The 25,992-nt window shown below is 56.6% G+C and carries 27 protein-coding genes, 7 tRNA genes and 1 other RNA gene; 25 read left to right on the top strand and 10 right to left on the bottom strand.

Annotation, left to right across the window (positions count from 1 at the left end; genetic code table 11):
• The first annotated feature begins 758 nt into the window (after positions 1-758).
• The 19 genes from cydA to AB1E37_RS17710 all read left to right on the top strand — a co-directional run bounded on the left by cydA (position 759) and on the right by AB1E37_RS17710 (position 11,273).
• Positions 759-2,327: a cytochrome ubiquinol oxidase subunit I gene (cydA, locus tag AB1E37_RS17800; RefSeq protein WP_002895047.1), complete on the top strand. Its 1,569-nt coding sequence runs from the start codon at positions 759-761 to the stop codon at positions 2,325-2,327.
• Between the two features lie 15 nt (positions 2,328-2,342).
• Positions 2,343-3,482 carry a cytochrome d ubiquinol oxidase subunit II gene (gene cydB / locus AB1E37_RS17795; protein ID WP_002895049.1) on the top strand — a complete coding sequence of 380 codons (1,140 nt, stop codon included), beginning with the start codon at positions 2,343-2,345 and terminating at the stop codon, positions 3,480-3,482.
• Between the two features lie 15 nt (positions 3,483-3,497).
• Entirely contained in the window at positions 3,498-3,614 is a 117-nt protein-coding gene (gene cydX, locus AB1E37_RS17790; RefSeq protein WP_002895051.1) for a cytochrome bd-I oxidase subunit CydX, read from the top strand.
• Positions 3,614-3,904: a cyd operon protein YbgE gene (ybgE, locus tag AB1E37_RS17785; protein WP_002895053.1), complete on the top strand. Its 291-nt coding sequence runs from the start codon at positions 3,614-3,616 to the stop codon at positions 3,902-3,904. The genes cydX and ybgE overlap by 1 nt, the downstream gene beginning before the upstream one ends.
• A 149-nt stretch (positions 3,905-4,053) precedes the next feature.
• On the top strand, positions 4,054-4,458 hold the full coding sequence (gene ybgC / locus AB1E37_RS17780) for a tol-pal system-associated acyl-CoA thioesterase (RefSeq protein ID WP_002895056.1): 405 nt from the start codon (positions 4,054-4,056) through the stop codon (positions 4,456-4,458).
• Positions 4,455-5,147 (top strand): Tol-Pal system protein TolQ, encoded by a 693-nt coding sequence (tolQ, locus tag AB1E37_RS17775; RefSeq protein ID WP_004152221.1) that lies wholly within the window; start codon positions 4,455-4,457, stop codon positions 5,145-5,147. Before ybgC ends, tolQ begins: the two co-directional genes overlap by 4 nt.
• A gap of 3 nt (positions 5,148-5,150) precedes the next feature.
• Complete coding sequence (gene tolR / locus AB1E37_RS17770; protein WP_002895061.1) at positions 5,151-5,579, top strand: colicin uptake protein TolR; 429 nt, start codon at positions 5,151-5,153, stop codon at positions 5,577-5,579.
• Between the two features lie 99 nt (positions 5,580-5,678).
• Positions 5,679-7,004, top strand: a complete 1,326-nt coding sequence (gene tolA, locus AB1E37_RS17765; RefSeq protein ID WP_004179068.1) for a cell envelope integrity protein TolA — start codon at positions 5,679-5,681, stop codon at positions 7,002-7,004.
• A gap of 129 nt (positions 7,005-7,133) precedes the next feature.
• The gene (tolB, locus tag AB1E37_RS17760) at positions 7,134-8,426 is read left to right on the top strand and encodes a Tol-Pal system beta propeller repeat protein TolB (protein WP_002895066.1); all 1,293 of its coding nucleotides are present in this window, start codon (positions 7,134-7,136) and stop codon (positions 8,424-8,426) included.
• Positions 8,427-8,460: 34 nt separating this feature from the next.
• The gene (pal, locus tag AB1E37_RS17755) at positions 8,461-8,985 is read left to right on the top strand and encodes a peptidoglycan-associated lipoprotein Pal (protein WP_002895068.1); all 525 of its coding nucleotides are present in this window, start codon (positions 8,461-8,463) and stop codon (positions 8,983-8,985) included.
• A gap of 9 nt (positions 8,986-8,994) precedes the next feature.
• Entirely contained in the window at positions 8,995-9,789 is a 795-nt protein-coding gene (gene cpoB / locus AB1E37_RS17750) for a cell division protein CpoB (RefSeq protein ID WP_002895071.1), read from the top strand.
• A 161-nt stretch (positions 9,790-9,950) separates the two neighbouring features.
• Positions 9,951-10,026 (top strand) — tRNA-Lys (locus AB1E37_RS17745).
• Between the two features lie 125 nt (positions 10,027-10,151).
• A tRNA-Val gene (locus tag AB1E37_RS17740) sits at positions 10,152-10,227 on the top strand.
• A 2-nt stretch (positions 10,228-10,229) separates the two neighbouring features.
• Positions 10,230-10,305: transfer RNA gene (locus AB1E37_RS17735), tRNA-Lys, on the top strand.
• A gap of 149 nt (positions 10,306-10,454) precedes the next feature.
• Positions 10,455-10,530 (top strand) — tRNA-Val (locus AB1E37_RS17730).
• Between the two features lie 3 nt (positions 10,531-10,533).
• A tRNA-Lys gene (locus tag AB1E37_RS17725) sits at positions 10,534-10,609 on the top strand.
• Between the two features lie 146 nt (positions 10,610-10,755).
• Positions 10,756-10,831 (top strand) — tRNA-Lys (locus AB1E37_RS17720).
• 133 nt (positions 10,832-10,964) lie between these two features.
• Positions 10,965-11,040: transfer RNA gene (locus tag AB1E37_RS17715), tRNA-Lys, on the top strand.
• A 95-nt stretch (positions 11,041-11,135) separates the two neighbouring features.
• A non-coding RNA gene (locus AB1E37_RS17710) (RtT sRNA) lies at positions 11,136-11,273 on the top strand.
• 85 nt (positions 11,274-11,358) lie between these two features.
• Here AB1E37_RS17710 and AB1E37_RS17705 read toward each other — a convergent pair.
• The gene (locus AB1E37_RS17705; protein WP_032424328.1) at positions 11,359-11,508 is read right to left on the bottom strand and encodes a hypothetical protein; all 150 of its coding nucleotides are present in this window, start codon (positions 11,506-11,508) and stop codon (positions 11,359-11,361) included.
• A 69-nt stretch (positions 11,509-11,577) separates the two neighbouring features.
• Here AB1E37_RS17705 and nadA point away from each other — a divergent pair, with 69 nt between their 5' ends.
• Positions 11,578-12,621 carry a quinolinate synthase NadA gene (gene nadA, locus AB1E37_RS17700; protein WP_002895074.1) on the top strand — a complete coding sequence of 348 codons (1,044 nt, stop codon included), beginning with the start codon at positions 11,578-11,580 and terminating at the stop codon, positions 12,619-12,621.
• A 35-nt stretch (positions 12,622-12,656) separates the two neighbouring features.
• Entirely contained in the window at positions 12,657-13,376 is a 720-nt protein-coding gene (gene pnuC, locus AB1E37_RS17695) for a nicotinamide riboside transporter PnuC (protein WP_004223702.1), read from the top strand.
• Here pnuC and zitB read toward each other — a convergent pair.
• Positions 13,373-14,317, bottom strand: coding sequence for a CDF family zinc transporter ZitB (gene zitB / locus AB1E37_RS17690; protein WP_004147641.1), 945 nt, complete (start codon positions 14,315-14,317; stop codon positions 13,373-13,375). The genes pnuC and zitB overlap by 4 nt on opposite strands.
• A 117-nt stretch (positions 14,318-14,434) precedes the next feature.
• A complete protein-coding gene (locus tag AB1E37_RS17685) occupies positions 14,435-14,800 on the bottom strand; it encodes a YbgS-like family protein (RefSeq protein WP_002895084.1) in 366 nt (121 codons plus the stop codon).
• A 315-nt stretch (positions 14,801-15,115) separates the two neighbouring features.
• Between AB1E37_RS17685 and aroG the strand changes: the two genes are divergently transcribed.
• On the top strand, positions 15,116-16,168 hold the full coding sequence (aroG, locus tag AB1E37_RS17680; protein ID WP_004223705.1) for a 3-deoxy-7-phosphoheptulonate synthase AroG: 1,053 nt from the start codon (positions 15,116-15,118) through the stop codon (positions 16,166-16,168).
• Positions 16,169-16,241: 73 nt separating this feature from the next.
• Here the strand turns inward: aroG and gpmA are convergent, their stop codons facing one another.
• The 7 genes from gpmA to modE form a co-directional block, all read right to left on the bottom strand.
• Entirely contained in the window at positions 16,242-16,994 is a 753-nt protein-coding gene (gpmA, locus tag AB1E37_RS17675) for a 2,3-diphosphoglycerate-dependent phosphoglycerate mutase (RefSeq protein WP_002895089.1), read from the bottom strand.
• Between the two features lie 291 nt (positions 16,995-17,285).
• On the bottom strand, positions 17,286-18,329 hold the full coding sequence (gene galM / locus AB1E37_RS17670) for a galactose-1-epimerase (RefSeq protein ID WP_004142169.1): 1,044 nt from the start codon (positions 18,327-18,329) through the stop codon (positions 17,286-17,288).
• Positions 18,323-19,471 (bottom strand): galactokinase, encoded by a 1,149-nt coding sequence (gene galK, locus AB1E37_RS17665; protein ID WP_004179071.1) that lies wholly within the window; start codon positions 19,469-19,471, stop codon positions 18,323-18,325. Before galK ends, galM begins: the two co-directional genes overlap by 7 nt.
• A 2-nt stretch (positions 19,472-19,473) precedes the next feature.
• Positions 19,474-20,520, bottom strand: coding sequence for a galactose-1-phosphate uridylyltransferase (gene galT / locus AB1E37_RS17660; RefSeq protein WP_004142166.1), 1,047 nt, complete (start codon positions 20,518-20,520; stop codon positions 19,474-19,476).
• A gap of 9 nt (positions 20,521-20,529) precedes the next feature.
• Positions 20,530-21,546: a UDP-glucose 4-epimerase GalE gene (gene galE / locus AB1E37_RS17655; protein ID WP_002895150.1), complete on the bottom strand. Its 1,017-nt coding sequence runs from the start codon at positions 21,544-21,546 to the stop codon at positions 20,530-20,532.
• 209 nt (positions 21,547-21,755) lie between these two features.
• Positions 21,756-23,228, bottom strand: coding sequence for a molybdate ABC transporter ATP-binding protein ModF (modF, locus tag AB1E37_RS17650; RefSeq protein ID WP_004223711.1), 1,473 nt, complete (start codon positions 23,226-23,228; stop codon positions 21,756-21,758).
• A gap of 67 nt (positions 23,229-23,295) precedes the next feature.
• Positions 23,296-24,084: a molybdenum-dependent transcriptional regulator gene (modE, locus tag AB1E37_RS17645; RefSeq protein ID WP_032447424.1), complete on the bottom strand. Its 789-nt coding sequence runs from the start codon at positions 24,082-24,084 to the stop codon at positions 23,296-23,298.
• Positions 24,085-24,236: 152 nt separating this feature from the next.
• On the opposite strand from modE, the gene AB1E37_RS17640 reads away from it, so the two are divergent.
• The 3 genes from AB1E37_RS17640 to modB all read left to right on the top strand — a co-directional run bounded on the left by AB1E37_RS17640 (position 24,237) and on the right by modB (position 25,991).
• The gene (locus AB1E37_RS17640; RefSeq protein ID WP_002895156.1) at positions 24,237-24,386 is read left to right on the top strand and encodes an AcrZ family multidrug efflux pump-associated protein; all 150 of its coding nucleotides are present in this window, start codon (positions 24,237-24,239) and stop codon (positions 24,384-24,386) included.
• Positions 24,387-24,528: 142 nt separating this feature from the next.
• Positions 24,529-25,302 carry a molybdate ABC transporter substrate-binding protein gene (gene modA, locus AB1E37_RS17635; protein WP_004176834.1) on the top strand — a complete coding sequence of 258 codons (774 nt, stop codon included), beginning with the start codon at positions 24,529-24,531 and terminating at the stop codon, positions 25,300-25,302.
• Positions 25,302-25,991, top strand: a complete 690-nt coding sequence (gene modB, locus AB1E37_RS17630) for a molybdate ABC transporter permease subunit (protein WP_002895159.1) — start codon at positions 25,302-25,304, stop codon at positions 25,989-25,991. The genes modA and modB overlap by 1 nt, the downstream gene beginning before the upstream one ends.
• Position 25,992: the final 1 nt, after the last annotated feature.

Below are 25,992 nucleotides of genomic sequence, written 5' to 3'. Positions count from 1 at the left end.
GCCTTTTTTGTGACCGTTATCCCGTCTCGTCAGAACCGCAGCGCCAACAACGAATTGATTTTCTGCGAAAAGCCCTATCTATCATATTGATTTAATTTATTATTTAATAAGTATTTTCTATGCGCTGTAGTGACTAAAAAAATATACCCCGGCTGTACCGTAGGGAAACAAAAGCGGCAGCGAAAAAGCGTGGGGCAGGGGATAAGGAAGCAGATAAAATACTGTGAGCGGTCTAACATTATTCGGAACAGTTCCTTTTTTTGTTTTTTTCCACGACGTTAAATAATATTACCTATGATTCTCATATCTCTCTTTTTAGTAACTGGAAAAGCCATAATTTAAACACTTAATTAACATTAAGTTCACCAATATTCTTTATTGGGCTAAATAATTAACACATAGAGTAAAAATTGATTTATATCAATACTTAATCCTTGGAAAAATCCCTCAAAAAACGTTAAATTGTCTCAAGTCAAATTGGCTGAATTCAGCCATCTTCACTATATATTGATCACCGTCGAAAAATGTAAAACTGGAACAATAAAAACATATTTATTGTAAGGTTATTGCGGCGTAATATATTGGGGAATCAATTGGGTTTTTCGTTAACGTATTTGTAACCTTACCCTGGCATGGTTTTACCTTCGATTGAAACCTGCTGTGGACGGGCGACAAATAAATTTGTATTGGGGCATGCGTATGAGCCAGAGCTTCTCGGTTCATTTTCGGAGTCTTCATGCGATGAGCAAGGAGTCATGATGTTAGATATAGTCGAACTGTCGCGCTTACAGTTTGCCTTGACCGCGATGTACCACTTCCTGTTTGTGCCGCTAACGCTCGGTATGGCGTTCCTGCTGGCCATCATGGAAACGGTCTACGTCCTTTCCGGCAAACAGATTTATAAAGATATGACCAAATTCTGGGGCAAGTTGTTTGGTATCAACTTCGCGCTGGGTGTGGCGACCGGTCTGACCATGGAGTTCCAGTTCGGGACTAACTGGTCGTATTACTCACACTACGTGGGCGATATCTTTGGTGCGCCGCTGGCCATTGAAGGTCTGATGGCCTTCTTCCTCGAATCCACCTTTGTAGGTCTGTTCTTCTTCGGTTGGGATCGTCTGGGCAAAGTTCAGCACATGGCCGTCACCTGGCTGGTTGCGCTGGGTTCCAACCTCTCCGCGCTGTGGATCCTTGTCGCCAACGGCTGGATGCAGAACCCTATCGCATCGGACTTCAACTTCGAAACCATGCGTATGGAGATGGTCAGCTTCTCTGAACTGGTGCTCAACCCGGTCGCCCAGGTGAAATTCGTTCACACTGTGGCGTCGGGCTATGTCACCGGCGCGATGTTCATCCTGGCGATTAGCTCCTGGTACATGCTAAAAGGTCGCGACTTCGCCTTTGCCAAGCGCTCCTTTGCCATCGCAGCCAGCTTCGGTATGGCGGCGATCCTCTCCGTTATTGTGCTGGGTGACGAATCCGGTTACGAAATGGGTGACGTGCAGAAAACCAAACTGGCGGCTATCGAAGCAGAGTGGGAAACCCAGCCTGCGCCGGCGGCCTTCACCCTGTTTGGTATTCCCGATCAGAATGCGCAGACCAACCACTTTGCGATCCAGATCCCCTACGCGCTGGGCATCATTGCTACCCGCTCGGTGGACAAGCCGGTTATCGGCCTCAAGGATCTGATGGTTCAGCACGAAGAGCGTATCCGTAACGGCATGAAAGCCTACGCGCTGCTGGAACAGCTGCGCGCCGGTTCAACCGATCAGGCCGTGCGTGACCAGTTCAATAACGTGAAGAAGGACCTCGGTTATGGCCTGCTGTTGAAGCGCTATACCCCGAACGTCGCTGACGCCACGGAAGAGCAGATCGCCAAAGCGACCAAAGATTCCATTCCAAGCGTCGCACCGCTGTACTTCGCCTTCCGTATCATGGTGGCGTGCGGCATCCTGATGCTGCTGATTATAGGCGCCTCCTTCTGGAGCGTGATCCGTAACCGCATCGGCGAGAAAAAATGGCTGCTGCGCGCCGCATTCTACGGCCTGCCGCTGCCGTGGATTGCCGTGGAGTCGGGCTGGTTTGTTGCCGAATACGGCCGTCAGCCGTGGGCGATTGGTGAGGTCCTGCCGACGGCGGTGGCTAACTCATCATTAACCGCGGGCGATCTGATCTTCTCAATGTTGCTGATCTGCGGTCTGTACACGCTGTTCCTGGTGGCTGAACTGTTCCTGATGTTCAAGTTTGCCCGCAAAGGACCTAGCAGCCTGAAAACCGGCCGCTATCACTTTGAACAGTCCTCTGCGGCTATTCAGTCGGCACGCTAAGACAGGAGTCGTCAAATGATCGATTATGAAGTATTGCGTTTTATCTGGTGGCTGCTGATTGGCATTCTGCTGATTGGTTTTGCCGTCGCCGACGGGTTCGACATGGGGGTGGGCATGCTCACCCGCTTCCTCGGCCGCAACGACACCGAGCGTCGGATTATGATCAACGCCATCGCCCCGCACTGGGACGGTAACCAGGTGTGGCTGATCACCGCCGGCGGCGCGCTGTTCGCTGCCTGGCCGATGGTTTACGCCGCGGCGTTCTCTGGCTTCTATGTGGCGATGATTCTGGTGCTGGCCTCGCTGTTCTTCCGTCCGGTCGGTTTTGACTACCGTTCCAAGATCGAGGACACCCGCTGGCGCAACATGTGGGACTGGGGCATCTTCATCGGTAGCTTCGTGCCGCCGCTGGTGATTGGCGTGGCCTTTGGCAACCTACTGCAGGGCGTGCCGTTCCACGTCGATGAATACCTGCGTCTGTTCTATACCGGTAACTTCTTCCAGTTGCTGAACCCGTTTGGTCTGCTGGCCGGTATCGTCAGCGTGGCGATGATCCTGACTCAGGGCGCCACCTACCTGCAGATGCGTACCGTAGGCGAACTGCACCTGCGTACTCGCACCGTTTCCATGGTGGCGGCGCTGGTGACGCTGGTCTGCTTCGCGCTGGCGGGCGTGTGGGTCTACTACGGCATCGACGGCTATGTGGTGAAATCGGTGATTGACCATACCGGCCCGTCTAACCCGCTGACCAAGGAAGTGGTGCGGGAAGCTGGCGCGTGGATGGTGAACTTTAACAATATGCCAGCGCTGTGGGCGGTGCCTGCCCTGGGCGTGGTGTTGCCGCTGCTGACCGTCGTTTCGACCAAAGCGGATAAAGGTGCCTGGGCATTCCTGTTCTCCTCGCTGACCCTGGCCTGCATCATTCTGACTGCCGGTATCGCGATGTTCCCGTTCATCATGCCGTCCAGCACCATGCTGAACGCCAGCCTGACGATGTGGGACGCGACCTCCAGTCAGCGGACGCTGAACCTGATGACCTACGTGGCGATTGTTTTCGTGCCGATCATTCTGGCCTACACCAGCTGGTGTTACTGGAAGATGTTTGGCCGCATCACGCGCGAAGACATCGAAAAGAATACCCACTCGCTGTACTAAGGTAAGGAGCTATATATGTGGTACTTCGCATGGATTTTGGGAACGCTTCTTGCCTGTGCTTTTGGGGTCATTACCGCGCTGGCGCTTGAGCACGTGGAAGCCACCAAAGCCGGGAAGAAAGAAGAAATCTGATGAAATTTATCGCTACTCTGTACGCGATAATGGACAAGCGCCCGCTCCGGGCGCTTTCCTTATTGATGGCGCTGCTGCTGGCTGGCTGCATTTTCTGGGATCCGTCGCGCTTTGCGGCGAAGACCAGCGAGCTGGAAATCTGGCATGGTTTCTTGCTGATGTGGGCGGTTTGCAGCGGCGTTATTCACGGCGTGGGCTTTCGCCCGCGTGCCGTTCACTGGCAGGGGATTTTTTGTCCGCTTATCGCTGATATCGTGCTCGCTTTAGGTCTCTTCTTTTTCTTCTTTTGAATAAGAGATCTCTGTTAATGCTATGGGCTTGCATAAGCCCATAAAAATTTACGCCCCGTTTACTTTCCCCCATTCCAAACCACCTTTCCCGCGCGTATAGTAGCGAAGTTTGAAAGCTCTAACCTTTTTTTGCATTACCGGGATGTAAAGTGAATACAACGCTGTTTCGATGGCCGGTTCGGGTCTACTACGAAGATACCGATGCCGGTGGTGTGGTTTACCACGCCAGTTACGTCGCTTTTTATGAAAGAGCACGCACAGAGATGCTGCGCCACCATCACTTTAGTCAACAGGTGCTGTTGGCTGAACGCGTTGCCTTCGTGGTTCGCAAAATGACGCTGGAGTATTTTGCCCCCGCCAGACTCGACGACATGCTCGAAGTCCAGACGGAAATTACCTCGATGCGCGGCACCTCTTTGGTTTTCACGCAGCGAATCGTCAACGCCGAGAATACAGTGTTAAACGAAGCTGAGGTTCTCATTGTGTGCGTTGATCCACTCTTAATGAAGCCACGTGCGCTTCCCAAGTCTATTGTCGCGGAGTTTAAGCAGTGACTGACATGAATATCCTTGATTTGTTCCTGAAGGCGAGCCTTCTGGTAAAACTTATCATGTTGATTTTGATTGGTTTTTCTATCGCTTCCTGGGCTATCATTATTCAGAGAACGCGTATCCTTAACTCGGCCGCGCGTGAAGCTGAAGCGTTCGAGGACAAATTCTGGTCCGGGATCGAGCTCTCTCGTCTGTACCAGGAGAGCCAGGGGCGTCGCGATAACCTGACCGGTTCGGAACAAATCTTCTACAGCGGTTTCAAAGAGTTTGCACGCCTGCATCGGGCTAACAGCCATGCGCCGGAAGCGATTGTCGAAGGGGCATCGCGCGCGATGCGTATTTCGATGAACCGCGAACTGGAAACGCTGGAGACCCATATTCCGTTCCTCGGCACCGTAGGCTCGATCAGCCCGTATATCGGTCTGTTCGGTACCGTCTGGGGGATTATGCACGCCTTTATCGCCCTTGGCGCGGTGAAGCAGGCCACCCTGCAGATGGTGGCGCCAGGTATCGCCGAAGCGCTGATCGCCACCGCGATTGGTCTGTTCGCCGCGATCCCGGCGGTCATGGCGTATAACCGCCTGAACCAGCGCGTGAACAAGCTTGAACTGAATTACGACAACTTTATGGAAGAGTTCACCGCTATTCTGCACCGTCAGGCCTTTACCACCAGCGAAAGCAATAAGGGGTAAGCCATGGCCAGAGCACGTGGACGCGGACGTCGCGAACTGAAGTCCGAGATCAACATCGTTCCGCTGCTGGATGTCCTGCTGGTGCTGCTGCTGATCTTTATGGCAACGGCGCCGATCATTACGCAGAGCGTGGAAGTCGATCTGCCGGACGCCACGGAATCGCAAGCGGTGAAAAGCAATGACGATCCGCCGGTGATTGTGGAAGTCTCCGGGGTAGGGCAGTACAGCGTGAAGGTGGGGCAGGAGACGCTGTCCCAGCTGCCGCCGGAGCAGGTAATTGCCGAAGCGAAGCGTCGTCTTGAAGCCAATGAAAAAACGGTATTCCTGATCGGCGGTGCGAAAGACGTCCCTTACGATGAAATTATTAAAGCGCTGAACCTGTTGCATAGTGCAGGGGTTAAATCGGTCGGCTTGATGACCAAACCTATTTAATCGCTTCAGGTAGGTGCGTCCGCGCGGCGTCCGGTGGCGGGTATCGCTCGCCGTCGGTGCGCATCGCGGATACAGGCGAACAGTTTTTGGGAACCGATAGTGTCAAAGGCAACCGAACAAAACGACAAGCTTAAACGAGCGATCATCATTTCAGTCGCGCTGCACATCATTCTGATCGCGCTGCTGATCTGGAGTTCGTTTGACGAGCATCTGGATGCCTCTGCCGGCGGCGGCGGCGGATCGTCGATTGATGCCGTCATGGTCGATCCGGGGGCGGTGGTAAATAACTATAACCGTCAGCAACAGCAGCAGGCCAGCGCACGTCGCGCCGCTGAACAGCGTGAAAAACAGGCGCAGCAGCAGGCGGAAGAGTTACGTGAGAAACAGGCGGCGGAACAGGAACGGCTGAAACAGCTCGAACAGGAGCGGCTGCAGGCGCAGGAAGCGGCGAAAGAAGCGAAGGAGCAGCAGAAGCAGGCTGAAGAAGCGGCTGCCAAGGCCGCCGCGGCGGCAAAAGCCAAAGCGGACGCACAGGCAAAAGAAGCGCAGGAAGCCGCTGCCAAAGCGGCCGCCGAGGCGAAAGCGAAGGCGGATGCCCAGGCGAAAGCGGCAGAACAGGCGGCGGCCAAGGCGGCTGCTGACGCGAAGAAGCAGGCCGAAGCCGCTGCAGCGAAAGCCGCTGCCGAGGCGAAGAAACAGGCGGAAGCTGAAGCGGCGAAAGCTGCGGCCGAGGCGCAGAAGAAAGCGGAAGCGGCGGCTGCGAAGAAAGCGCAACAGGAAGCGGAGAAAAAAGCCCAGCAGGAAGCGGCTAAGCAGGCGGCAGCTGAAAAAGCGGCTGCCGAAAAAGCCGCTGAGAAAGCCGCCGCGCAAAAAGCGGCCGCTGAGAAGGCCGCCGCCGAGAAAGCCGCAGCCGCTGAAAAAGCGGCGGCAGCGAAAGCGGCTGCAGCAGAGAAGGCTGCAGCTGATAAAGCGGCCAAGGCGGCAGCAGCAAAAGCCGCGGCGGCGAAGAAAGCGGCGGCTGCGAAAGAAGCGGACGGCGTTGACAACCTGCTCGGCGATCTGAGTTCTGGTAAGAATGCGCCTAAAACAGGCGGTGGGGCCAAAGGAAACAATGCCTCCGCTGCCGGGAGTGGTAATACTAAAAACAGTGCCTCAGGGGCTGATATCAACAACTATGCCGGACAGATAAAATCGGCGATTGAAAGTAAGTTTTATGACGCATCGTCCTATGCGGGCAAAACATGTACCTTGCGTATCAAACTTGCTCCTGACGGTCTGTTGTTAAATATACAGTCCGAAGGTGGTGATCCTGCTCTGTGCCAGGCCGCTCTTGCCGCAGCCCGACAGGCTAAGTTTCCGAAACCACCTAGCCAGGCAGTATATGAAGTCTTCAAAAATGCGCCACTGGACTTCAAACCTCAGTGACATTTTTCCCCGTGCAAACGGGGAAAAACAATCTATGGTAGTCACAGGGTTTTGGTAGTTTTGTATATTTGAGTTTGTTAACATTCTGCTAAATTATCGTGGGCTTTCCGCCCGGATAAGGGAGATATGATGAAGCAGGCATTACGAGTAGCATTTGGTTTTTTAATGCTGTGGGCGGCGGTGCTGCACGCAGAAGTACGTATCGAGATCACCCAGGGGGTGGACTCGGCGCGCCCTATCGGCGTGGTACCGTTCCAGTGGGCCGGCCAGGGCGCTGCGCCGGAAGATGTCGGTGGTATCGTGGCAGCTGACCTGCGCAACAGCGGTAAATTCAATCCGCTGGATCGCTCTCGTCTGCCGCAGCAGCCGACCAGTGCCCAGGAAGTGCAGCCTGCTGCCTGGTCTGCGCTGGGTATTGACGCCGTAGTCGTCGGCCAGGTCACGCAAAATCCGGATGGTTCTTATCAGGTTGCGTATCAACTGGTGGACACCGGCGGAGCGCCGGGCACAACGCTGGCGCAAGGTTCTTTTAAAGTCACTAAGCAGTACCTGCGCTATGCGGCGCACGCGGCCAGCGACGCGGTATTTGAGAAGCTGACCGGCATCAAGGGCGCCTTCCGTACCCGTATCGCCTACGTGGTGCAGAAAAACGGCGGCCAGTACCCTTACGAACTGCGCGTGTCCGACTACGATGGTTACAACCAGTTCCTGGTTCACCGTTCCTCCCAGCCGCTGATGTCCCCGGCCTGGTCTCCGGACGGTTCTAAACTGGCCTACGTTACCTTTGAAAGCGGTCGTTCTGCGCTGGTGGTTCAGACCCTGGCGAACGCCTCTGTGCGTCAGATCGCCTCCTTCCCGCAGCACAACGGCGCCCCGGCGTTCTCACCGGATGGTTCTAAACTGGCGTTCGCGCTGTCGAAAACCGGTAGCCTGAACCTGTACGTAATGGATCTGGGATCCGGTCAGATTCGTCAGGTGACCAACGGTCGCAGCAACAACACCGAACCAAGCTGGTTCCCGGACAGCCAGAATCTGGCTTTCACCTCTGACCAGGCAGGTCGTCCGCAGGTATATAAAGTCAACATTAATGGCGGCACGCCGCAGCGTATCACCTGGGAAGGTTCTCAGAACCAGGACGCCGACGTGAGCGCGGATGGTAAAACCATGGTAATGGTCAGCTCGGCCGGCGGTCAGCAGCACATTGCCAAACAAGATCTGGAAACGGGTGGTGTACAGGTTCTGTCATCAACGTTTTTAGACGAAACGCCAAGTCTGGCACCTAACGGCACTATGGTAATCTACAGCTCTTCTCAGGGGATGGGATCCGTGCTGAATCTGGTTTCTACAGATGGGCGTTTCAAAGCGCGTCTTCCGGCAACTGATGGACAGGTAAAATCGCCTGCCTGGTCGCCGTATCTGTGATAATAAATAATTGATTATTAAAGGAATCAAAGAAATGCAACTGAACAAAGTGCTGAAAGGGCTGATGATCGCTCTGCCGGTTATGGCAATCGCGGCATGTTCTTCTAACAAGAACGCCAGCAACGACCAGAGCGGTGAAGGCATGCTGGGTGCCGGCACTGGTATGGACGCTAACGGTAACGGCGGCAACATGTCTTCTGAAGAGCAAGCTCGTCTGCAGATGCAGCAGCTGCAGCAGAACAACATCGTTTACTTCGATCTCGACAAGTACGATATCCGTTCTGACTTCGCTGCTATGCTGGACGCGCACGCTAACTTCCTGCGCAGCAACCCGTCCTACAAAGTGACTGTAGAAGGTCACGCGGATGAGCGCGGTACGCCGGAATACAACATCGCTCTGGGTGAGCGTCGTGCTAACGCCGTTAAGATGTATCTGCAGGGCAAAGGTGTTTCTGCCGATCAGATCTCCATCGTTTCTTACGGTAAAGAAAAACCAGCAGTACTGGGTCATGACGAAGCGGCATATGCCAAAAACCGTCGCGCCGTACTGGTTTACTAAGAGAATTGCATGAGCAGTAACTTCAGACATCATTTATTGAGTCTGTCGTTACTGGTTGGCATAGCGGCCCCCTGGGCCGCTTTTGCTCAGGCGCCAATCAGTAGTGTCGGCTCAGGCTCGGTCGAAGACCGCGTCACTCAACTCGAGCGTATTTCCAATGCTCACAGCCAGCTTTTAACCCAACTCCAGCAACAACTCTCTGATAACCAGACTGACATTGATTCTCTCCGCGGGCAGATCCAGGAGAACCAGTACCAGCTGAATCAGATCGTTGAGCGCCAGAAACAGATTCTGCTGCAGATAGATAGTCTGAGCAGCGGTGGCGGCGCAGCATCAGGTGCGCAGGCTCCGTCGTCTTCTGGCGATCAGAGCGCGGCTGCCACCAGCGCAGCGCCAGCGGCCACCTCAGGCGCCCCGGCGATGACCGGCGATGCGAACACCGATTATAATGCCGCTATTGCCCTGGTGAAGGATGCCTCACGCCAGGATGACGCGATGGTGGCGTTTCAAAACTTCGTCAAAAAGTACCCGGATTCAACCTACCAGCCAAACGCTAACTACTGGCTCGGGCAGTTGAACTACAATAAGGGGAGAAAAGACGACGCGGCGTTTTACTTTGCCTCGGTGGTGAAGAACTACCCGAAATCGCCAAAAGCGCCTGACGCGATGTTTAAAGTCGGCGTGATCATGCAGGACAAAGGTGATACCGCGAAAGCGAAAGCGGTTTACCAGCAGGTGATCAACAAATTCCCCGGCACCGACGGTGCGAAACAAGCGCAAAAACGACTTAATGCTCTTGGTTGATTACGGCATGACCAGAAATCGCGTTATTTCTGGTCTTGTCGCCTGAATCGCCAGCAGTTAAGTGATCTTTATCGAAATTTTAGTTGCGCTGAATTCTGAAATCAGTAATATATGCCGCCGTTGCCAAGGGATATCAAACAAGCCCAAAGCAATGCCAGAGTGGGTCGTTAGCTCAGTTGGTAGAGCAGTTGACTTTTAATCAATTGGTCGCAGGTTCGAATCCTGCACGACCCACCAATCGTTCTGGTGGAACGCGATAGTAAAACGTGAAGGATAACGTTGCGTCAGCAACGGCCCGTAGGGCGAGGCGAAGCCGAGTCATCCTGCACGACCCACCGCTTAGTAGTATCCAGCGTAGTATCGGGTGATTAGCTCAGCTGGGAGAGCACCTCCCTTACAAGGAGGGGGTCGGCGGTTCGATCCCGTCATCACCCACCACCGGGTCGTTAGCTCAGTTGGTAGAGCAGTTGACTTTTAATCAATTGGTCGCAGGTTCGAATCCTGCACGACCCACCATCTTTAACATCGAACGTCGGTGTTAAACGTGAAGGATAACGTTGCTTCAGCTACGGCCCGAAGGGCGAGCGAAGCGAGTCATCCTGCACTCCAATCATTTTTATGATGGGGTAGGTGGACGCAGTATCGGTAGTATCAAGCGCAGTTTCGGGTGATTAGCTCAGCTGGGAGAGCACCTCCCTTACAAGGAGGGGGTCGGCGGTTCGATCCCGTCATCACCCACCACTCGGGTCGTTAGCTCAGTTGGTAGAGCAGTTGACTTTTAATCAATTGGTCGCAGGTTCGAATCCTGCACGACCCACCAATTTCAGCATTTAACTCAGATGCTGAACGTGAAGGATAACGTTGCGTCAGCAACGGCCCGAAGGGCGAGGCAAAGCCGAGTCATCCTGCACGACCTACCAATTTCTGAATTGGTGTCGAGTGAAATTATTCAGGTAGTACCAGAGCGGGTCGTTAGCTCAGTTGGTAGAGCAGTTGACTTTTAATCAATTGGTCGCAGGTTCGAATCCTGCACGACCCACCAATTTCAGCATTTAACTCAGATGCTGAACGTGAAGGATAACGTTGCGACAGCAACGGCCCGAAGGGCGAGGCGAAGTCGAGTCATCCTGCACGACCCACCATCCTGAATGATGGCAGCAGTAAAATCCCGCAAGGGGTCGTTAGCTCAGTTGGTAGAGCAGTTGACTTTTAATCAATTGGTCGCAGGTTCGAATCCTGCACGACCCACCAATGTAAAAAGGCGCCCTAAAGGCGCCTTTTTGCTATGCGCAGAACTCAACGATTCGACAAAATTGTCGGGAACAATTTTGAACAACGCGGCAGCGTTGGCCCGCAGGGCGAGTCTCAGGATGAGACGAGTTTCTCTGCAGCAGGTTCGAGTCGAACGCAGTGAGACAACGGAGCCGCTTGCGGCGACGGCCCGCAGGGCGAGGCGAAGCCGAGTCATCCTGCACGACCCACCAATGTAAAAAGGCGCCTTTTTGCTATCTGCATTTTCCCTGCCACTCATCAATGTTAATACTTTCTTAATTCATCATTTTCCCACGGTCACGCTGCGCTTATCGTGCCTGCACAGGATACGAACCGGTCGTTCGGGCAGATGCGCAGCACCGTCCCCGGGAAAAGGGTCTGATGTACAAAATTCATCACGACTTTTAGCTCGTAATCGGCTATCTTGTTTAGCATATAAAACACCATGACCGTGTTAAGCCGCCGAAAGGCCATACTGACGGTTGTAGAGTTAAGCCAGTAAAACGAGATTGCATGATGAGCGTAATGTTTGATCCTGAAACGGCGATTTATCCTTTCCCTGCTAAACCGCAGCCGCTGACCGTCGACGAAAAGCAGTTTTACCGCGAAAAAATCAAGCGCCTGCTGCGCGAGCGCGATGCCGTGATGGTGGCGCATTACTACACCGATCCTGAAATTCAACAGCTGGCGGAAGAGACGGGCGGCTGTATCGCCGACTCGCTGGAGATGGCGCGCTTTGGCGCCCGCCATTCGGCCTCCACGCTGCTGGTCGCCGGGGTGCGTTTTATGGGGGAAACCGCCAAAATCCTCAGCCCGGAAAAGACCATTTTGATGCCGACCCTGAACGCCGAGTGTTCATTGGATCTGGGCTGTCCGATTGAGGAATTCAACGCCTTTTGCGACGCCCATCCTGACCGCACCGTAGTGGTCTATGCCAATACGTCCGCCGCGGTGAAGGCCCGCGCGGACTGGGTGGTGACCTCCAGCATCGCCGTGGAACTCATTGACCATCTGGATAGTCTTGGTCAAAAGATCCTCTGGGCGCCGGACCGCCACCTTGGGCGCTACGTTCAGCGTCAGACCGGCGCAGACGTGCTGTGCTGGCAGGGGGCGTGCATCGTGCACGACGAGTTTAAAACCCAGGCGTTGATGCGGATGAAGGCTCTGCATCCCGAAGCCGCCGTGCTGGTCCATCCCGAGTCGCCGCAGGCGATCGTTGAGATGGCCGATGCCGTAGGCTCCACCAGCCAGCTGATTGCGGCGGCGAAAAGCCTGCCCCAGCGCCAGCTGATCGTGGCCACCGATCGCGGTATTTTCTATAAAATGCAGCAGGCGGTGCCGGAGAAAACGCTGCTGGAAGCGCCCACCGCCGGCGAAGGGGCGACCTGCCGCAGCTGCGCGCATTGTCCGTGGATGGCGATGAATGGCCTGAAAGCCATTGCCGAGGGGCTCGAGCAGGGCGGCGCTGAACATGAAATCCATGTCGACGAAGCGCTGCGAACCGGCGCATTAATTCCCCTTAACCGGATGCTGGATTTTGCGGCTACACTACGGGGATAACCTATTGTCGCGTCGCCAGACGCTGAGGGGAGGAAATGGATTTTTTTAGCACGCAGAATATTTTAGTACATATACCCATCGGCGCTGGGGGGTACGATCTCTCCTGGATAGAGGCCGTGGGGACGATTGCCGGGCTGTTGTGTATCTGGCTGGCGAGCCTGGAGAAGATCAGTAACTATGCTTTCGGGCTGGTCAACGTCACGCTGTTCGCCATCATCTTCTTTCAGATCCAGCTGTACGCCAGCCTGCTGCTGCAGCTGTTCTTTTTTGCCGCTAACGTTTACGGCTGGTATGCATGGTCGCGACAAAGCAGCAACCATGAGGCTGAGCTGCAGATCCGCTGGCTGCCGCGCAGCAAAGCGCTGGGCTGGCTGGCGGCCTGCGTGGTAGCGATCGGCTTGCTGACCCTGTTTATCAACCCGTTCTTTGCTTTCCTGACGCGGATCGCGGTCAGCCTGATGCAAGCGCTCGGTTTGCAGGTCACTATGCCGGAACTGCAGCCGGATGCTTTCCCGTTCTGGGACTCCTGCATGACGGTGCTGTCGGTGGTGGCGATGATCTTAATGACCCGCAAGTATGTTGAAAACTGGCTGCTGTGGGTGATCGTCAACGTGATAAGCGTGGTGATTTTTGCCCGTCAGGGCGTCTATGCCATGTCGCTGGAATACCTCTTGCTGACGTTCATTGCGTTGAACGGCAGCCGGATGTGGATAAACAGCGCGCGTGGGCGAGGTTCTCACGCGTTTTCTGGCTAATGGTGGTGGTGATGATCGTGCCCGGCGTGCATCGTGTTGAGATGGCACTCCGGGCCGCTGCAGGGCTGGTACTCCATCTGCACCGTGGCATGCGCAATTTCATATTTATGTTCCAGGAAATGCAGGATGCGGTTGAGTAACGCGTCATGATCGTGCGGTGGAACGACCTGTACATGGAGCGTCATCACCGGTTTTTCCCCCACCAGCCAGACGTGGACGTGGTGAACATCGCGTACCTCCGGGATAGAGCGACGGATATCCCGCTGCAGGGCCGCCACATCCAGCGAACGCGGCGCGCCTTCCAGCAATTCATTCAGACTCTCTTTCAGTAATCGCCAGGCACTACGTAATACCAGGCAGGAAACCAGCACGGAAAGAATCGGGTCGACAGGCGTCCAGCCGGTGGTGAGGATCACCACGGCCGCCACGATCGCGCCGACCGAGCCCAGCAGGTCGCCAAGCACGTGTAGCGCTGCGGCGCGTACGTTAAGATTCCGCTCCTCGCTACCCCGATGTAGGATCCAAAACGCCAGCACGTTGGCCAGCAGACCGGCGACTGCAATGACCATCATCGTCACGCCGGCTACCGGCTGCGGATGCTGGAAGCGCTGAATCGCCTCCCAGACAATCAGCATGGTGATCACCACCAGAGCAATAGCATTGAGAAACGCCGCCAGGGTGGTTAAACGCAACCAGCCAAAGGTATGGCGGGCATTTGGTGGGCGGCTGGCGAAGCGAACCGCCAGCAGCGCAAACAGCAGAGCGGCGGAGTCGGTGAGCATATGGCCGGCATCCGCCAGCAGGGCCAGCGAGCCGGAGATCGCGCCGCCGACGGCTTCAATCAGCATAAAGCCGGCGGTGACGATAAACGCCCATAGCAGCCGGCGGGCGTTGCTGTTATCCGGAGCCTGGACAGAGGAGTGCGAATGCGAGTGCGCCATAGTGTCGTCCCTTAATAGTTATCATTATTACGCTATGACATCATAAACAGAGAGCGATAAAAAACGAAGAAAAGGCGAGACCGGCTCGCCTTTTCTTCGATCTGCCCACCTCATGTGTTACTGGGTGGTGCCGTCGGTTTTGCTGTTGTCTTGGGTCGTATTGCCGCCGTTGTCCAGTTTTTTACCGGTGTCCGGACAGCGGCCGTCTTTACACATCGAGTTTTTATGTACCTCATCGCTCGACATATTATCCTGGGTCATCGTCGAGCCCGTGGTGCCCCCAGAGCCAGAGTTGATCTGACTATTGTCCACGTTGTTCGGCGCCACGTTCTCACGGGCATCCGGCGCCACCTGACCGGCATCCGCGGAAGAGTTGGCCTGGCCATTATTGGACTGGGCGCCGGTATCTGCCGCCAGGGCAGCGCCGCTGGCAAGACCTAAAGTGGCGGTGAGCAAAAGGGTCGTCAGTTTTTTCATGTTCATCGGATACTCCTGTTGGGTCGGGAAGCGGCAAATACGCCTCCAGCGGTGAGTGTGCCAGGGATCTGACTCGCTATGGTTTAAGACTCCGCAGACGATCGCAGTGTCACTATATAATCCTGAAACGTAAGGCTTAATTAGCTTTAACAGTTAAATATTGTAGTTCATGAGCCTGGTTTCGCTACTTTATGGCGTATTTTTGCCTATTTCCAGGATTATTCCATCACTACTGTAAAATCACGTTTACACTATTTCAGCGAAGAGATAGATTGGAGGGATTGCATTTCATTGAATAAGTATGGCAACGCTGGAAAGAAGATGAATTATCAGAACGACGATTTACGCATTAAAGAGATCAACGAATTATTACCTCCCGTTGCGCTCCTGGAAAAATTCCCTGCTACCGAAAATGCTGCAAACACCGTTGCACATGCTCGCAAAGCGATCCATCAGATCCTCAAAGGCGACGATGACCGTCTGCTGGTGGTGATTGGGCCTTGTTCTATTCACGACCCGGCGGCGGCGAAAGAGTACGCTTCCCGCCTGTTGCCCCTGCGCGAGGTGCTGAAGGGCGAGCTCGAGATCGTCATGCGGGTCTATTTTGAAAAACCGCGCACCACCGTCGGCTGGAAAGGGCTCATCAACGATCCCCATATGGATAACAGCTTCCGCATCAACGACGGGTTGCGCATCGCGCGCAAACTGCTGCTGGACATTAACGACAGCGGCCTGCCGGCGGCGGGGGAATTCCTCGATATGATCACCCCGCAGTATGTCGCCGATCTGATGAGCTGGGGCGCCATTGGCGCGCGAACCACCGAATCCCAGGTGCACCGTGAGCTCGCCTCCGGACTCTCCTGCCCGGTGGGCTTTAAAAACGGTACCGATGGCACCATCAAGGTGGCTATCGATGCGATCAACGCCGCTGGCGCACCGCACTGTTTCCTGTCGGTCACCAAGTGGGGCCACTCCGCCATCGTGAATACCAGCGGTAACGGCGACTGCCATATTATTCTGCGCGGCGGCAAAGAGCCGAACTACAGCGCGAAGCACGTGGCGGAAGTGAAAATCGGTCTGGCGAAAGCGGGTCTTCCGGCCCAGGTAATGATTGATTTCAGCCATGCCAACTCCAGCAAGCAGTTCAAGAAGCAGATGGAAGTGGGTGCCGACGTATGCCAGCAAATCGCCGGCGGCGAGCGCGCCATTATGGGCGTGATGATTGAAAGCCATCTGGTGGAAGGCAACCAGAGCCTCGAGAGCGGTGAACCGCTGACCTACGGCAAGAGCGTCACCGACGCCTGCATCGGCTGGGAGGATACCGAAACGATCCTGCGTCAGCTGGCGGAAGCGGTGAAAACCCGCCGCGGCTAAGCTACTCCGCGCTAGCGCAGGTCATAAAAAAAGCGTGGAGATTTCCACGCTTTTTTGTTCTCACCAGGAGAAATTACTTCGCTTTACCCTGGTTGGCGACGGCAGCAGCTTTCGCCGCGATCTCTTCCGCGTTGCCCAGATAGTAATGTTTGATCGGCTTGAAGTTTTCATCGAACTCATATACCAGCGGTACGCCGGTCGGGATGTTCAGTTCGAGGATCTCGTCTTCGCCCATGTTGTCGAGGTATTTCACCAGCGCGCGCAGGGAGTTACCGTGAGCGGCGATGATCACGCGCTCACCGCTTTTCAGGCGCGGCAGAATGGTTTCGTTCCAGTAAGGCACGACGCGGTCGATGGTCAGCGCCAGGCTTTCAGTGGTCGGCAGTTCGGCGTCGGTCAGTTTTGCATAGCGCGGATCGTGGCCCGGGTAGCGCTCGTCGTCTTTGGTCAGCTCCGGCGGAGTGACAGCGAAGCCGCGACGCCACTGTTTAACCTGCTCGTCACCATATTTCTCAGCGGTTTCCGCTTTGTTCAGGCCCTGCAGCGCGCCGTAATGACGTTCGTTCAGCTTCCAGGATTTCTCAACCGGCAGCCAGGCCTGATCCAGTTCGTCCAGCACGTTCCACAGGGTGTGGATGGCACGTTTCAGCACGGAGGTATAAGCAAAATCAAAGCTGAAGCCTTCAGCCTTCAGCAGCTTACCCGCTGCTTTCGCTTCGCTAACGCCTTTCTCGGACAGATCCACGTCGTACCAACCGGTGAAGCGGTTTTCGTTGTTCCACTGGCTTTCGCCATGACGAACCAGTACCAGCTTAGTTACAGCCATTCTCTCACTCCTCTCTACACGCCATCCCTCGCGCCGCGAACGGTACGCTGAATGTGATGGTGTATGTGTTATTGATTGATAACTATTCTCATTATATTGCCGTGATTTGGCGCACGGCAATGCTTATCCCTAACCATAGCGAAAATAGTGGCGCAGTGTAAGGTGCTTGTAATACACAGGTTATTTTTTTGTCCTTTGGTGACGGAAAATAGAGCAGGTTGCTGAAAAAAGAGGCGGCAGAGAGGAGGGCGGGGACGAAAAGCAGCGCCCCCTGATGGAGGGCGCTGGCGATTATCGGGCGATAAACTGATATTCCGTCAGGCTGACGTACTCCTGGCCCGGACGTAATACACAGTCCGGCTGCGGCCATTGCGGATGGTTCGGCGAATCCGGCAGGAATTCGCTCTCCAGCGCCAGCCCCTGCCAGTCGGCGTAGGGCTCCGTCGTCTGCGACGGGGTGCCGCCGAGATAGTTGCCGGAGTAAAACTGCAGCGCCGGAGCGGAGGTATAGACCGTCATCTGCAGCTTGCCATCCTGCGACCAGACCTGTGCCGCAGGCTGGCTGGCGTCGCCTTTGGCATCCAGCAGGAAGGCATGATCGTATCCCTTCACCTTTTGCTGATCGGCATCCGCGAGGAAGTCGGCGGCGATGGTTTTCGGCTGGCGGAAATCAAAGCTGGTGTTAGCAACATCTTTCAGTTCGCCACCCGGGATACCGTCGCTTTCCACCGGCAGATACCTCTGGGCGAGGATCTGGAGCTGATGCTGGCGCACATCGCCCTGCTCACCGTCGAGGTTGAAATAGACGTGATTGGTCATATTCACCGGGCAGGGTTGGTCCACGGTGGCGCGATAGGTAATCGCGATGCGGTTATCGTCGGTCAGACGATAGTGCGCGGTGGCCTGCAGGGTGCCCGGAAAGCCTTGATCGCCATCGGGCGAGGTCAGGGCGAACAGCACTTCCTGCTCGTCGGCGCGGACAATGCGCCAGCGGCGCTTATCAAATCCTTCCGGGCCGCCGTGGAGCTGGTGACCCGCGTCGTTTGACGGCGTGACGTTGACGACCTGGCCGTCAAGCGGGAAGCGGCTGTGGCCGATACGGTTGGCGTAGCGGCCTACCGAGGCGCCAAGAAATGCGGCCTGGCGAGCATAGTCTTCCAGCTTTGCGCAGCCCAGCAGCGGTCGGCGCAGGCTGCCATCGGCCAGCGGCACCTCGGCGCTGAGCAGCGTCGCGCCCCAGTCCGCCACGGTGACGGTCATCCCCGACTTATTGCGCAGGGTCACCTGCTGCCATGGCTGACCGTCCGGGGCCAGCGCGGTGGTTTGCGTTAGCATTGGCCAGCCCCCTGTGACGGTTTGCAGACATAGAATGTCTCTTTAATACCGGTTTTCGCTTCATACTCGTTGGCAACGGCCTGCTGAACGGTATCGACCAGATCTTCCGGGATTAACGCTACCACGCAGCCGCCAAAGCCGCCGCCGGTCATGCGCACGCCGCCCTTATCGCCGATCGCGGCCTTAACGATCTCCACCAGGGTGTCGATCTGCGGGACGGTGATCTCGAAATCATCACGCATCGAGGCGTGGGACTCTGCCATCAGCTCACCCATCCGCTTCAGGTCGCCTTTTTCGAGGGCGCTGGCGGCTTCCACAGTGCGGGCATTCTCCGTCAGCACGTGGCGTACGCGCTTCGCGACGACCGGATCCAGCTCATGGGCGACGGCGTTAAATTGCTCAAGGGTGACATCGCGCAGGGCGGGCTGCTGGAAGAAGCGCGCGCCGGTTTCGCACTGTTCACGACGGGTGTTGTACTCGCTGCCGACGAGGGTACGCTTAAAGTTGCTGTTGATGATCACCACCGCCACGCCTTTCGGCATCGAGACGGCTTTGGTGCCCAGCGAACGGCAGTCGATCAGCAGCGCGTGGTCTTTTTTGCCCAGCGCTGAAATCAGCTGATCCATGATGCCGCAGTTGCAGCCGACGAACTGGTTTTCCGCCTCCTGGCCGTTGAGGGCGATTTGCGCGCCATCCAGCGGCAGATGATACAGCTGTTGGAACACGGTGCCGACGGCGACTTCCAGCGAGGCTGAGGAGCTTAACCCCGCACCCTGCGGTACATTACCGCTGATCACCAGATCCGCGCCGCCAAAGTGGCTGTTACGCTGCTGCAGATGCTTTACCACGCCGCGGACATAGTTCGACCACTGCTGGGTGTCGTGGCTGATAATCGGCGCGTCGAGAGAGAACTCATCGGTCTGATTGTCGTAATCGGCGGCAATCACCCGCACCGTACGATCGTCGCGCGGCGCACAGCTGATCACCGTCTGGTAGTCGATAGCGCAGGGGAGCACAAAACCGTCGTTGTAATCGGTATGCTCGCCGATCAGGTTGACGCGGCCTGGCGCTTGAATGACATGGCTGGCCGGGTAGCCGAAGGCGTCAGCGAACAGGGTTTGGGTTTTCTCTTTCAGACTCATCATTACACTCCGGATTCACGAAAATGGACGTCGCTGACGGCGCGCAGTCGTTCGGCAGCTTGCTCGGCGGTCAGATCGCGCTGAGTTTCGGCCAGCATTTCATAACCAACCATAAACTTGCGGACCGTCGCGGAGCGCAGCAGCGGCGGATAAAAGTGGGCATGAAGCTGCCAGTGGTTATGGTCTTCGTCGTTAAACGGCGCGCCGTGCCAGCCCATGGAGTAGGGGAATGAGCACTGGAACAGGTTGTCGTAACGGCTGGTCAGCTTTTTCAACGCCAGCGCCAGATCGCTGCGCTGGGCGTCGGTGAGATCGGTTATGCGCTGCACGTGCGCTTTCGGCAACAGCAGCGTTTCGAACGGCCAGGCGGCCCAGTAGGGCACCACCGCCAGCCAGTGCTCGGTGTCCACCACCGTGCGGCTGCCGTCGGCCAGTTCGCGCTGCACATAGTCCAGCAGCATCGGCTGGCCCTGTGCGGCGTAATACTCTTTCTGCAGACGGTCTTCCCGTTCCGCTTCATTAGGCAGGAAACTGTTGGCCCACACCTGACCATGCGGGTGAGGGTTGGAGCAGCCCATCGCTGCCCCTTTGTTTTCAAAAACCTGCACCCACGGGTAGCTTTTCCCGAGGTCCGCGGTCTGTTCCTGCCACGTTTTAACCACGTCTTCCAGCGCTCCAAGGCTCAGTTCCGGCAGCGTTTTGCTGTGGTCTGGCGAGAAGCAGATCACCCGACTGGTGCCGCGGGCGCTCTGGCAGCGCATCAGCGGATCGTCACTCTCCGGTGCGTCCGGGGTGTCGGTCATCAGGGCCGCAAAGTCGTTGGTAAATACGTAGGTACCGGTGTAATTCGGGTTGGTGTCGCCGGTCACCCGGGTGTTGCCCGGGCACAGGAAACAGTCCGGATCGTGGGCCGGCAAGGTCTGTTTTGCCGGCGTTTCCTGCGCCCCCTGCCAGGGGCGCTTGGCGCGATGCGGAGAAACCAGAATCCACTGTCCGGTTAACGGGTTATAACGACGATGTGGATGGTCAACGGGGTTAAATACGCTCATGAAGGTTCCTTAGTCTGGATAACCCTGCGGATGACGGGACTGCCAGTGCCAGGTGTCCTGCGCCATTTCGTCCAGGTTGCGCGTTACGCGCCAGTTCAGCTCGCGGTCGGCCTTGGCAGCATCCGCCCAGTAGGCCGGGAGGTCGCCATCGCGGCGCGGCGCGAAATGGTAGTTAATGGGTTTGCCGCAGGCCTTGCTGAAAGCATTGACTACGTCGAGCACGCTGCTGCCGACGCCGGCGCCAAGGTTGTAGATATGCACCCCGGCTTTGTCAGCCAGTTTTTCCATGGCCGCGACGTGGCCATCGGCGAGGTCCATCACATGGATGTAATCGCGCACGCCGGTACCATCTTCGGTCGGATAGTCGTTACCAAAAATGGCCAGCGATTCGCGACGGCCAACGGCGACCTGGGCGATGTAGGGCATCAGGTTGTTCGGGATCCCCTGCGGGTCTTCCCCCATGTCGCCCGACGGGTGGGCGCCGACCGGGTTGAAGTAGCGCAGCAGGGCAATGCTCCACTCCGGCTGGGCTTTCTGCAGGTCGGTCAGGATCTGCTCTACCATCAGCTTGCTTTTGCCGTAAGGGCTTTGCGGGGTGCCGGTCGGGAAGCTTTCGACATACGGGATTTTCGGCTGATCGCCGTAGACGGTAGCGGAGGAGCTAAAGATAAAGTTCTTCACGCCAGCGGCGCGCATGGCAGAGACTAATTTCAGTGTGCCGGTGACGTTATTGTCGTAATATTCCAGCGGCTTGGCGACGGACTCCCCGACGGCTTTCAGCCCGGCGAAGTGGATCACTGCCTCAATGGCGTGATCGTGGAGGATCTCCGTCATCAGCGCTTCGTTACGAATATCGCCTTCAATAAAGGTGGCTTCTTTGCCGCCGAGACGTTCAATCACCGGCAGTACGCTGCGCTTGCTGTTGCAGAGATTGTCGAGGATCACCACCTCGTGTCCCTGCTGCAGCAGTTGAACGCAGGTATGACTTCCAATGTAACCGCTACCACCTGTAACCAGAACTTTCATGATTCGCTCCATTCGGCTTATCGTTTGTGAGGAAGATAGCATATCAAAGAAGTGAAAAGTGTGACATAGCACAAGTTAGTGGAATCGTTTACACTCAAGGGCGAAATGATATCATTGAATATATTTTGCTTTAAAAACATGTCATTATATTATTTTGGCGCTATTTTTCTGAAAAATACCAGGGATCTTTCGATCCCCGGCAGGGGGCGTCAGGCCACGGGGCCGAGTTGATAAGTGTAACCGTCTCCACTGGGAACGAACGCCAGGCGATGGGTAATACAGTCCGGGGCATCTTCCGCATGGTGCGAGACAAACAGCAGCTGTGTGGCCCCTTCGCCAATCAACACGTCGACAAAGCGGCGCACCAGCTGGCGGTTGAGGGGGTCCAGCCCCTGCAGCGGTTCATCGAGGATCAGCAGGGTTGGATGCTTCACCAGCGCGCGGACGATAAGCGCCAGCCGCTGCTGGCCCCACGACAGACTGTGAAACGGCGCGTCGGCGGTGCGCTTATCGATGCCGAGAATATCCAGCCATTGCTGCACCAGCTTATGCTGCTTGTCGGAGACCGCCTGATAAATGCCGATCGAGTCAAAATAGCCCGACAGGATGACGTTGCGGACGTTGGTGCTGACCCGGTAGTCCAGATGCAGGCTGCTGCTGACGTAGCCGATATGCTTTTTAATATCCCAGATGGTCTCACCGCTGCCGCGCCGGCGGCCAAAGAGCGTGAGATCGTTGCTGTAGCCCTGCGGATGATCCCCGGTGACCAGGCTCAGCAGCGTAGATTTACCGGCTCCGTTGGGACCGACGATCTGCCAGTGTTCGCCCGGATTCACGGTCCATGAGAGGTGATTGATGACCGGGCGATCGTTATAGGAGACCACGCCGTCGTTGAGCACGATACGCGGCGCCGAGTCTGCCAGCGCATGACGGGCCGGTGGGACATCCGGCTCCGGCAGGGTGATGCCGTCCAGTTTTTCACTGTGCGCCAGCTGGGCGACCAGCGCCTGCTGCAGCAGGGAAGACTTCTCGCCGGTCTCGCTAAGGGTGCAGTCAGCCAGCACGCCGGCGAAATGCACAAACTCCGGGATCTCATCGAAGCGGTTGAGCACCAGCACCAGGGTGATGCCGGCGCTGTGCAGGTCGGCCAGCAGGGCAGCCAGCTGCTGGCGGGAGTTGACGTCGAGACCGTCGAAAGGTTCATCGAGGATCAGCAGTTGCGGATCGGTCATCAGGGCCTGACACAGCAGGGTCTTACGCGTTTCCCCGGTCGACAGGTATTTAAACCGGCGGTCCAGCAGGGCGCTGATGCCAAACTGTTCGGCCAGGCGCGCGCAGCGGGCAGGATCTTTCACCTCATCCTGGATAATCTCCGCGGTGGTGCGGCCGGTATCTTCTTCGCCAGGGCTGAGCAGGTCGGTGTTATTGCGCTGCCACTCGTCGCTGACCAGCTTCTGCAACTGCTCGAAGGAGAGGCGGGTTACGCGGGAGAAGTGGCTTTCGCGCTGGCCGCTGAGCAGGGTCAGGTCGCCGGCCAGGGCCCGCGCGAGGGCGGATTTGCCGCTGCCGTTGCTGCCGACGAACGCCCAGCTTTCACCCGCCGCCACGCTCAGGTGGTCTATTTTTAAGGTCTTTGTATCGCTCAGGCGAAACGTGCCTTGCGAAATTTGCAATGATGACATGATGTATCCCATTTTTTGCAGCGATGTGCATCAGGGATACGACTTCAGGCGCGTAATGTCAATGGGGTCAGCATAACGTCGCGAGAATGATGCGATCGGCATTGAAGTAAGCGATCGCCTCCGTTCCTTCCGCCAGGCCAGCGGCCTGCGCCTGTGGCAGGGTGGCGCACAGGGTTTGACCGTCCGCCAGGGTCATCAGTACTTCGCACTGTCCGGACCCGCATTCGATATGACTGATACGTCCCGGCAGCTGGTTATCGGCCTGGCGGGCTGCTGCGGGATCGAGGGTGATGCCGACCCATGGCGCTTTGAGCAGGACCAGCACCTCCTGGCCCTCATCGAGTCCCAGCTTCTCAGCGCTTTGCGCGGTGATGGCGACGTTCAGGCGGGTTTTTCCGTCAGCCAACAGTACTTCCACGTGCTGCTGCACCTGCTGGCGATCGCGGCCGGTAATGGTGCCGAACCACTGGTTGCGGGCGCTGGTCTGCAGGGAAAAGCGCGAGATGGCCGCCAGCAGGCTATCCAGCGGCAGGGCATCGTCATCGCTGAGTACATCAAACGCTTTCTGCTGGATCTGCGCCAGCAGATCGTACAGCTGGATCAGACGCTGCCCGTAGCGGGTCAGCACCGCGCCGCCGCCGCCCTTTCCGCCGGTGGCGCGATCCACCAGCGGCTGTTCGCTGAGCTGGTTCATCTCATTGATGGCATCCCAAGCGCTCTTATAGCTGATACCCGCATGCTTCGCCCCCTGGCTTATCGAACCGGTCTGGTCAATCTGTTTGAGCAGGGCGATCCGCCGCGGATCGGCAAACAGGCGCTGCTGTAGCTTAAGGGTGAGAAGAATTTCGGCCTGCATAATCGTTTCCTGACAAAAAAGGGTATTGTGACCGATAGTCGCCCACTTGCAAAACCTCTCTGCGCGGTTGGTCATTACCCACCGCACAAATGGGACGTGTTTTTTCGGCTGAAATCGTTACAATCAGGAAATCATACTATCTGGAGTGAACCATGTTAGAGCTTTTGAAAAGTCTGGTTTTTGCGGTCATCATGGTACCGGTGGTGATGGCGGTCATCCTGGGACTGATTTACGGTCTTGGCGAAGTGTTCAACCTCTTCTCCGGCGTAGGCCACAAAGATCGCAGCCAGCAAAATCACTGATTTCCCGGCGCCCGGTTTAACCGGGCGCTGTGCTATTTCCCTCCTGTATCATTTCCCTTCGTTTTATTGTCCTGTATCACTATAAAAACGCTTCGCATATCGTTATATTATCGACTACATAACGCATTGACAGGAGAGTAAGATGGCAGGTTCTTGGTTACGCGGGGTTGTCGGGGTATCACTCACGCTGTGCGTCGCGGGTCAGGCGCTGGCGGCAGAGGGTAAAGTGACCGTTTTCGCCGCCGCATCGTTAACCAACGCGATGCAGGATATTGCCCAGGCGTACAAGAAAGAAAAAAACGTCGAGGTCGTGTCGTCGTTTGCCTCGTCTTCGACGCTGGCGCGGCAGATAGAAGCGGGTGCGCCAGCGGACCTGTTTATCTCCGCCGATCAGAAATGGATGGATTACGCGGCAGATAAAAAGGCCATCGATCCGGCAACCCGCGCCACTCTGCTTGGCAACAGCCTGGTAGTGGTCGCGCCGAAAGCCAGTGCGCAGGGGGCGATAACCATTGATGAGAAAACCGACTGGACCAGCCTGCTGAAAGGAGGCCGTCTGGCGGTGGGCGATCCACAGCATGTCCCGGCCGGTATCTATGCCAAAGAGGCACTGCAGAAACTCGGTGCCTGGGAGACGTTGTCGCCGAAGCTCGCCCCGGCTGAAGACGTGCGCGGTGCGCTGGCGCTGGTGGAGCGCAACGAAGCGCCGCTGGGGATTGTCTATGGCTCCGATGCCGTGGCCAGCAAGGGGGTGAAAGTGGTCGGCACCTTCCCGGAAGCCTCGCATCAGAAAGTCGAGTACCCGCTGGCGATTGTCGATGGGCACCGCAATGCGGCTGTGAGCGCCTTCTATGACTACCTGAAAGGGCCGGAAGCGTCCGCTATCTTTAAACGTTACGGATTTACCACCCGCTGATGTTTCTGAGCGAACCCGAATGGCAGGCGGTGCTGCTGAGCCTGAAAGTCTCCTCCCTGGCGGTGGCCTTGAGCCTGCCCTTTGGCATCTTTTTTTCCTGGCTGCTGGTCCGGCGCACCTTTCCCGGCAAGGCCCTGCTCGACAGTATTCTCCATCTGCCGCTGGTGCTGCCTCCGGTGGTGGTGGGGTACCTGCTGCTGGTGGCCATGGGGCGGCGCGGGTTTATTGGCAGCTGGCTGTATGACTGGTTCGGCATCAGCTTTGCTTTTAGCTGGCGCGGGGCGGTGCTGGCGGCGGCGGTGATGTCTTTCCCGCTGATGGTGCGCGCCATTCGCCTGGCGCTGGAAGGGGTGGACGTCAAACTGGAGCAAGCGGCGAGAACCCTCGGGGCCAGCCGCTGGCGGGTATTTTTGACCATTACGTTGCCGTTGACTCTGCCGGGGATTATTGTCGGCACGGTGCTGGCCTTCGCCCGCTCGTTAGGGGAGTTTGGCGCGACCATCACGTTCGTTTCCAATATTCCCGGTGAAACGCGCACCCTCCCTTCGGCGATGTACACCTTGATTCAAACCCCGGGCGGGGAGGGGGCGGCGGCCCGCCTCTGCCTCATCGCCATCGGACTGGCGCTGGTTTCGCTGCTGATTTCGGAATGGCTGGCCCGCGTGAGCCGCCAGCGCATGGGAGGATAAT

It is taken from the genome of Klebsiella sp. Shm-1 (genome assembly GCF_040804525.1).
GTDB classification, from domain to species: domain Bacteria; phylum Pseudomonadota; class Gammaproteobacteria; order Enterobacterales; family Enterobacteriaceae; genus Klebsiella; species Klebsiella pneumoniae.
Note: the sequence above shows the minus strand (reverse complement) of the source record. Positions and strands in the feature narration are given on the sequence as shown.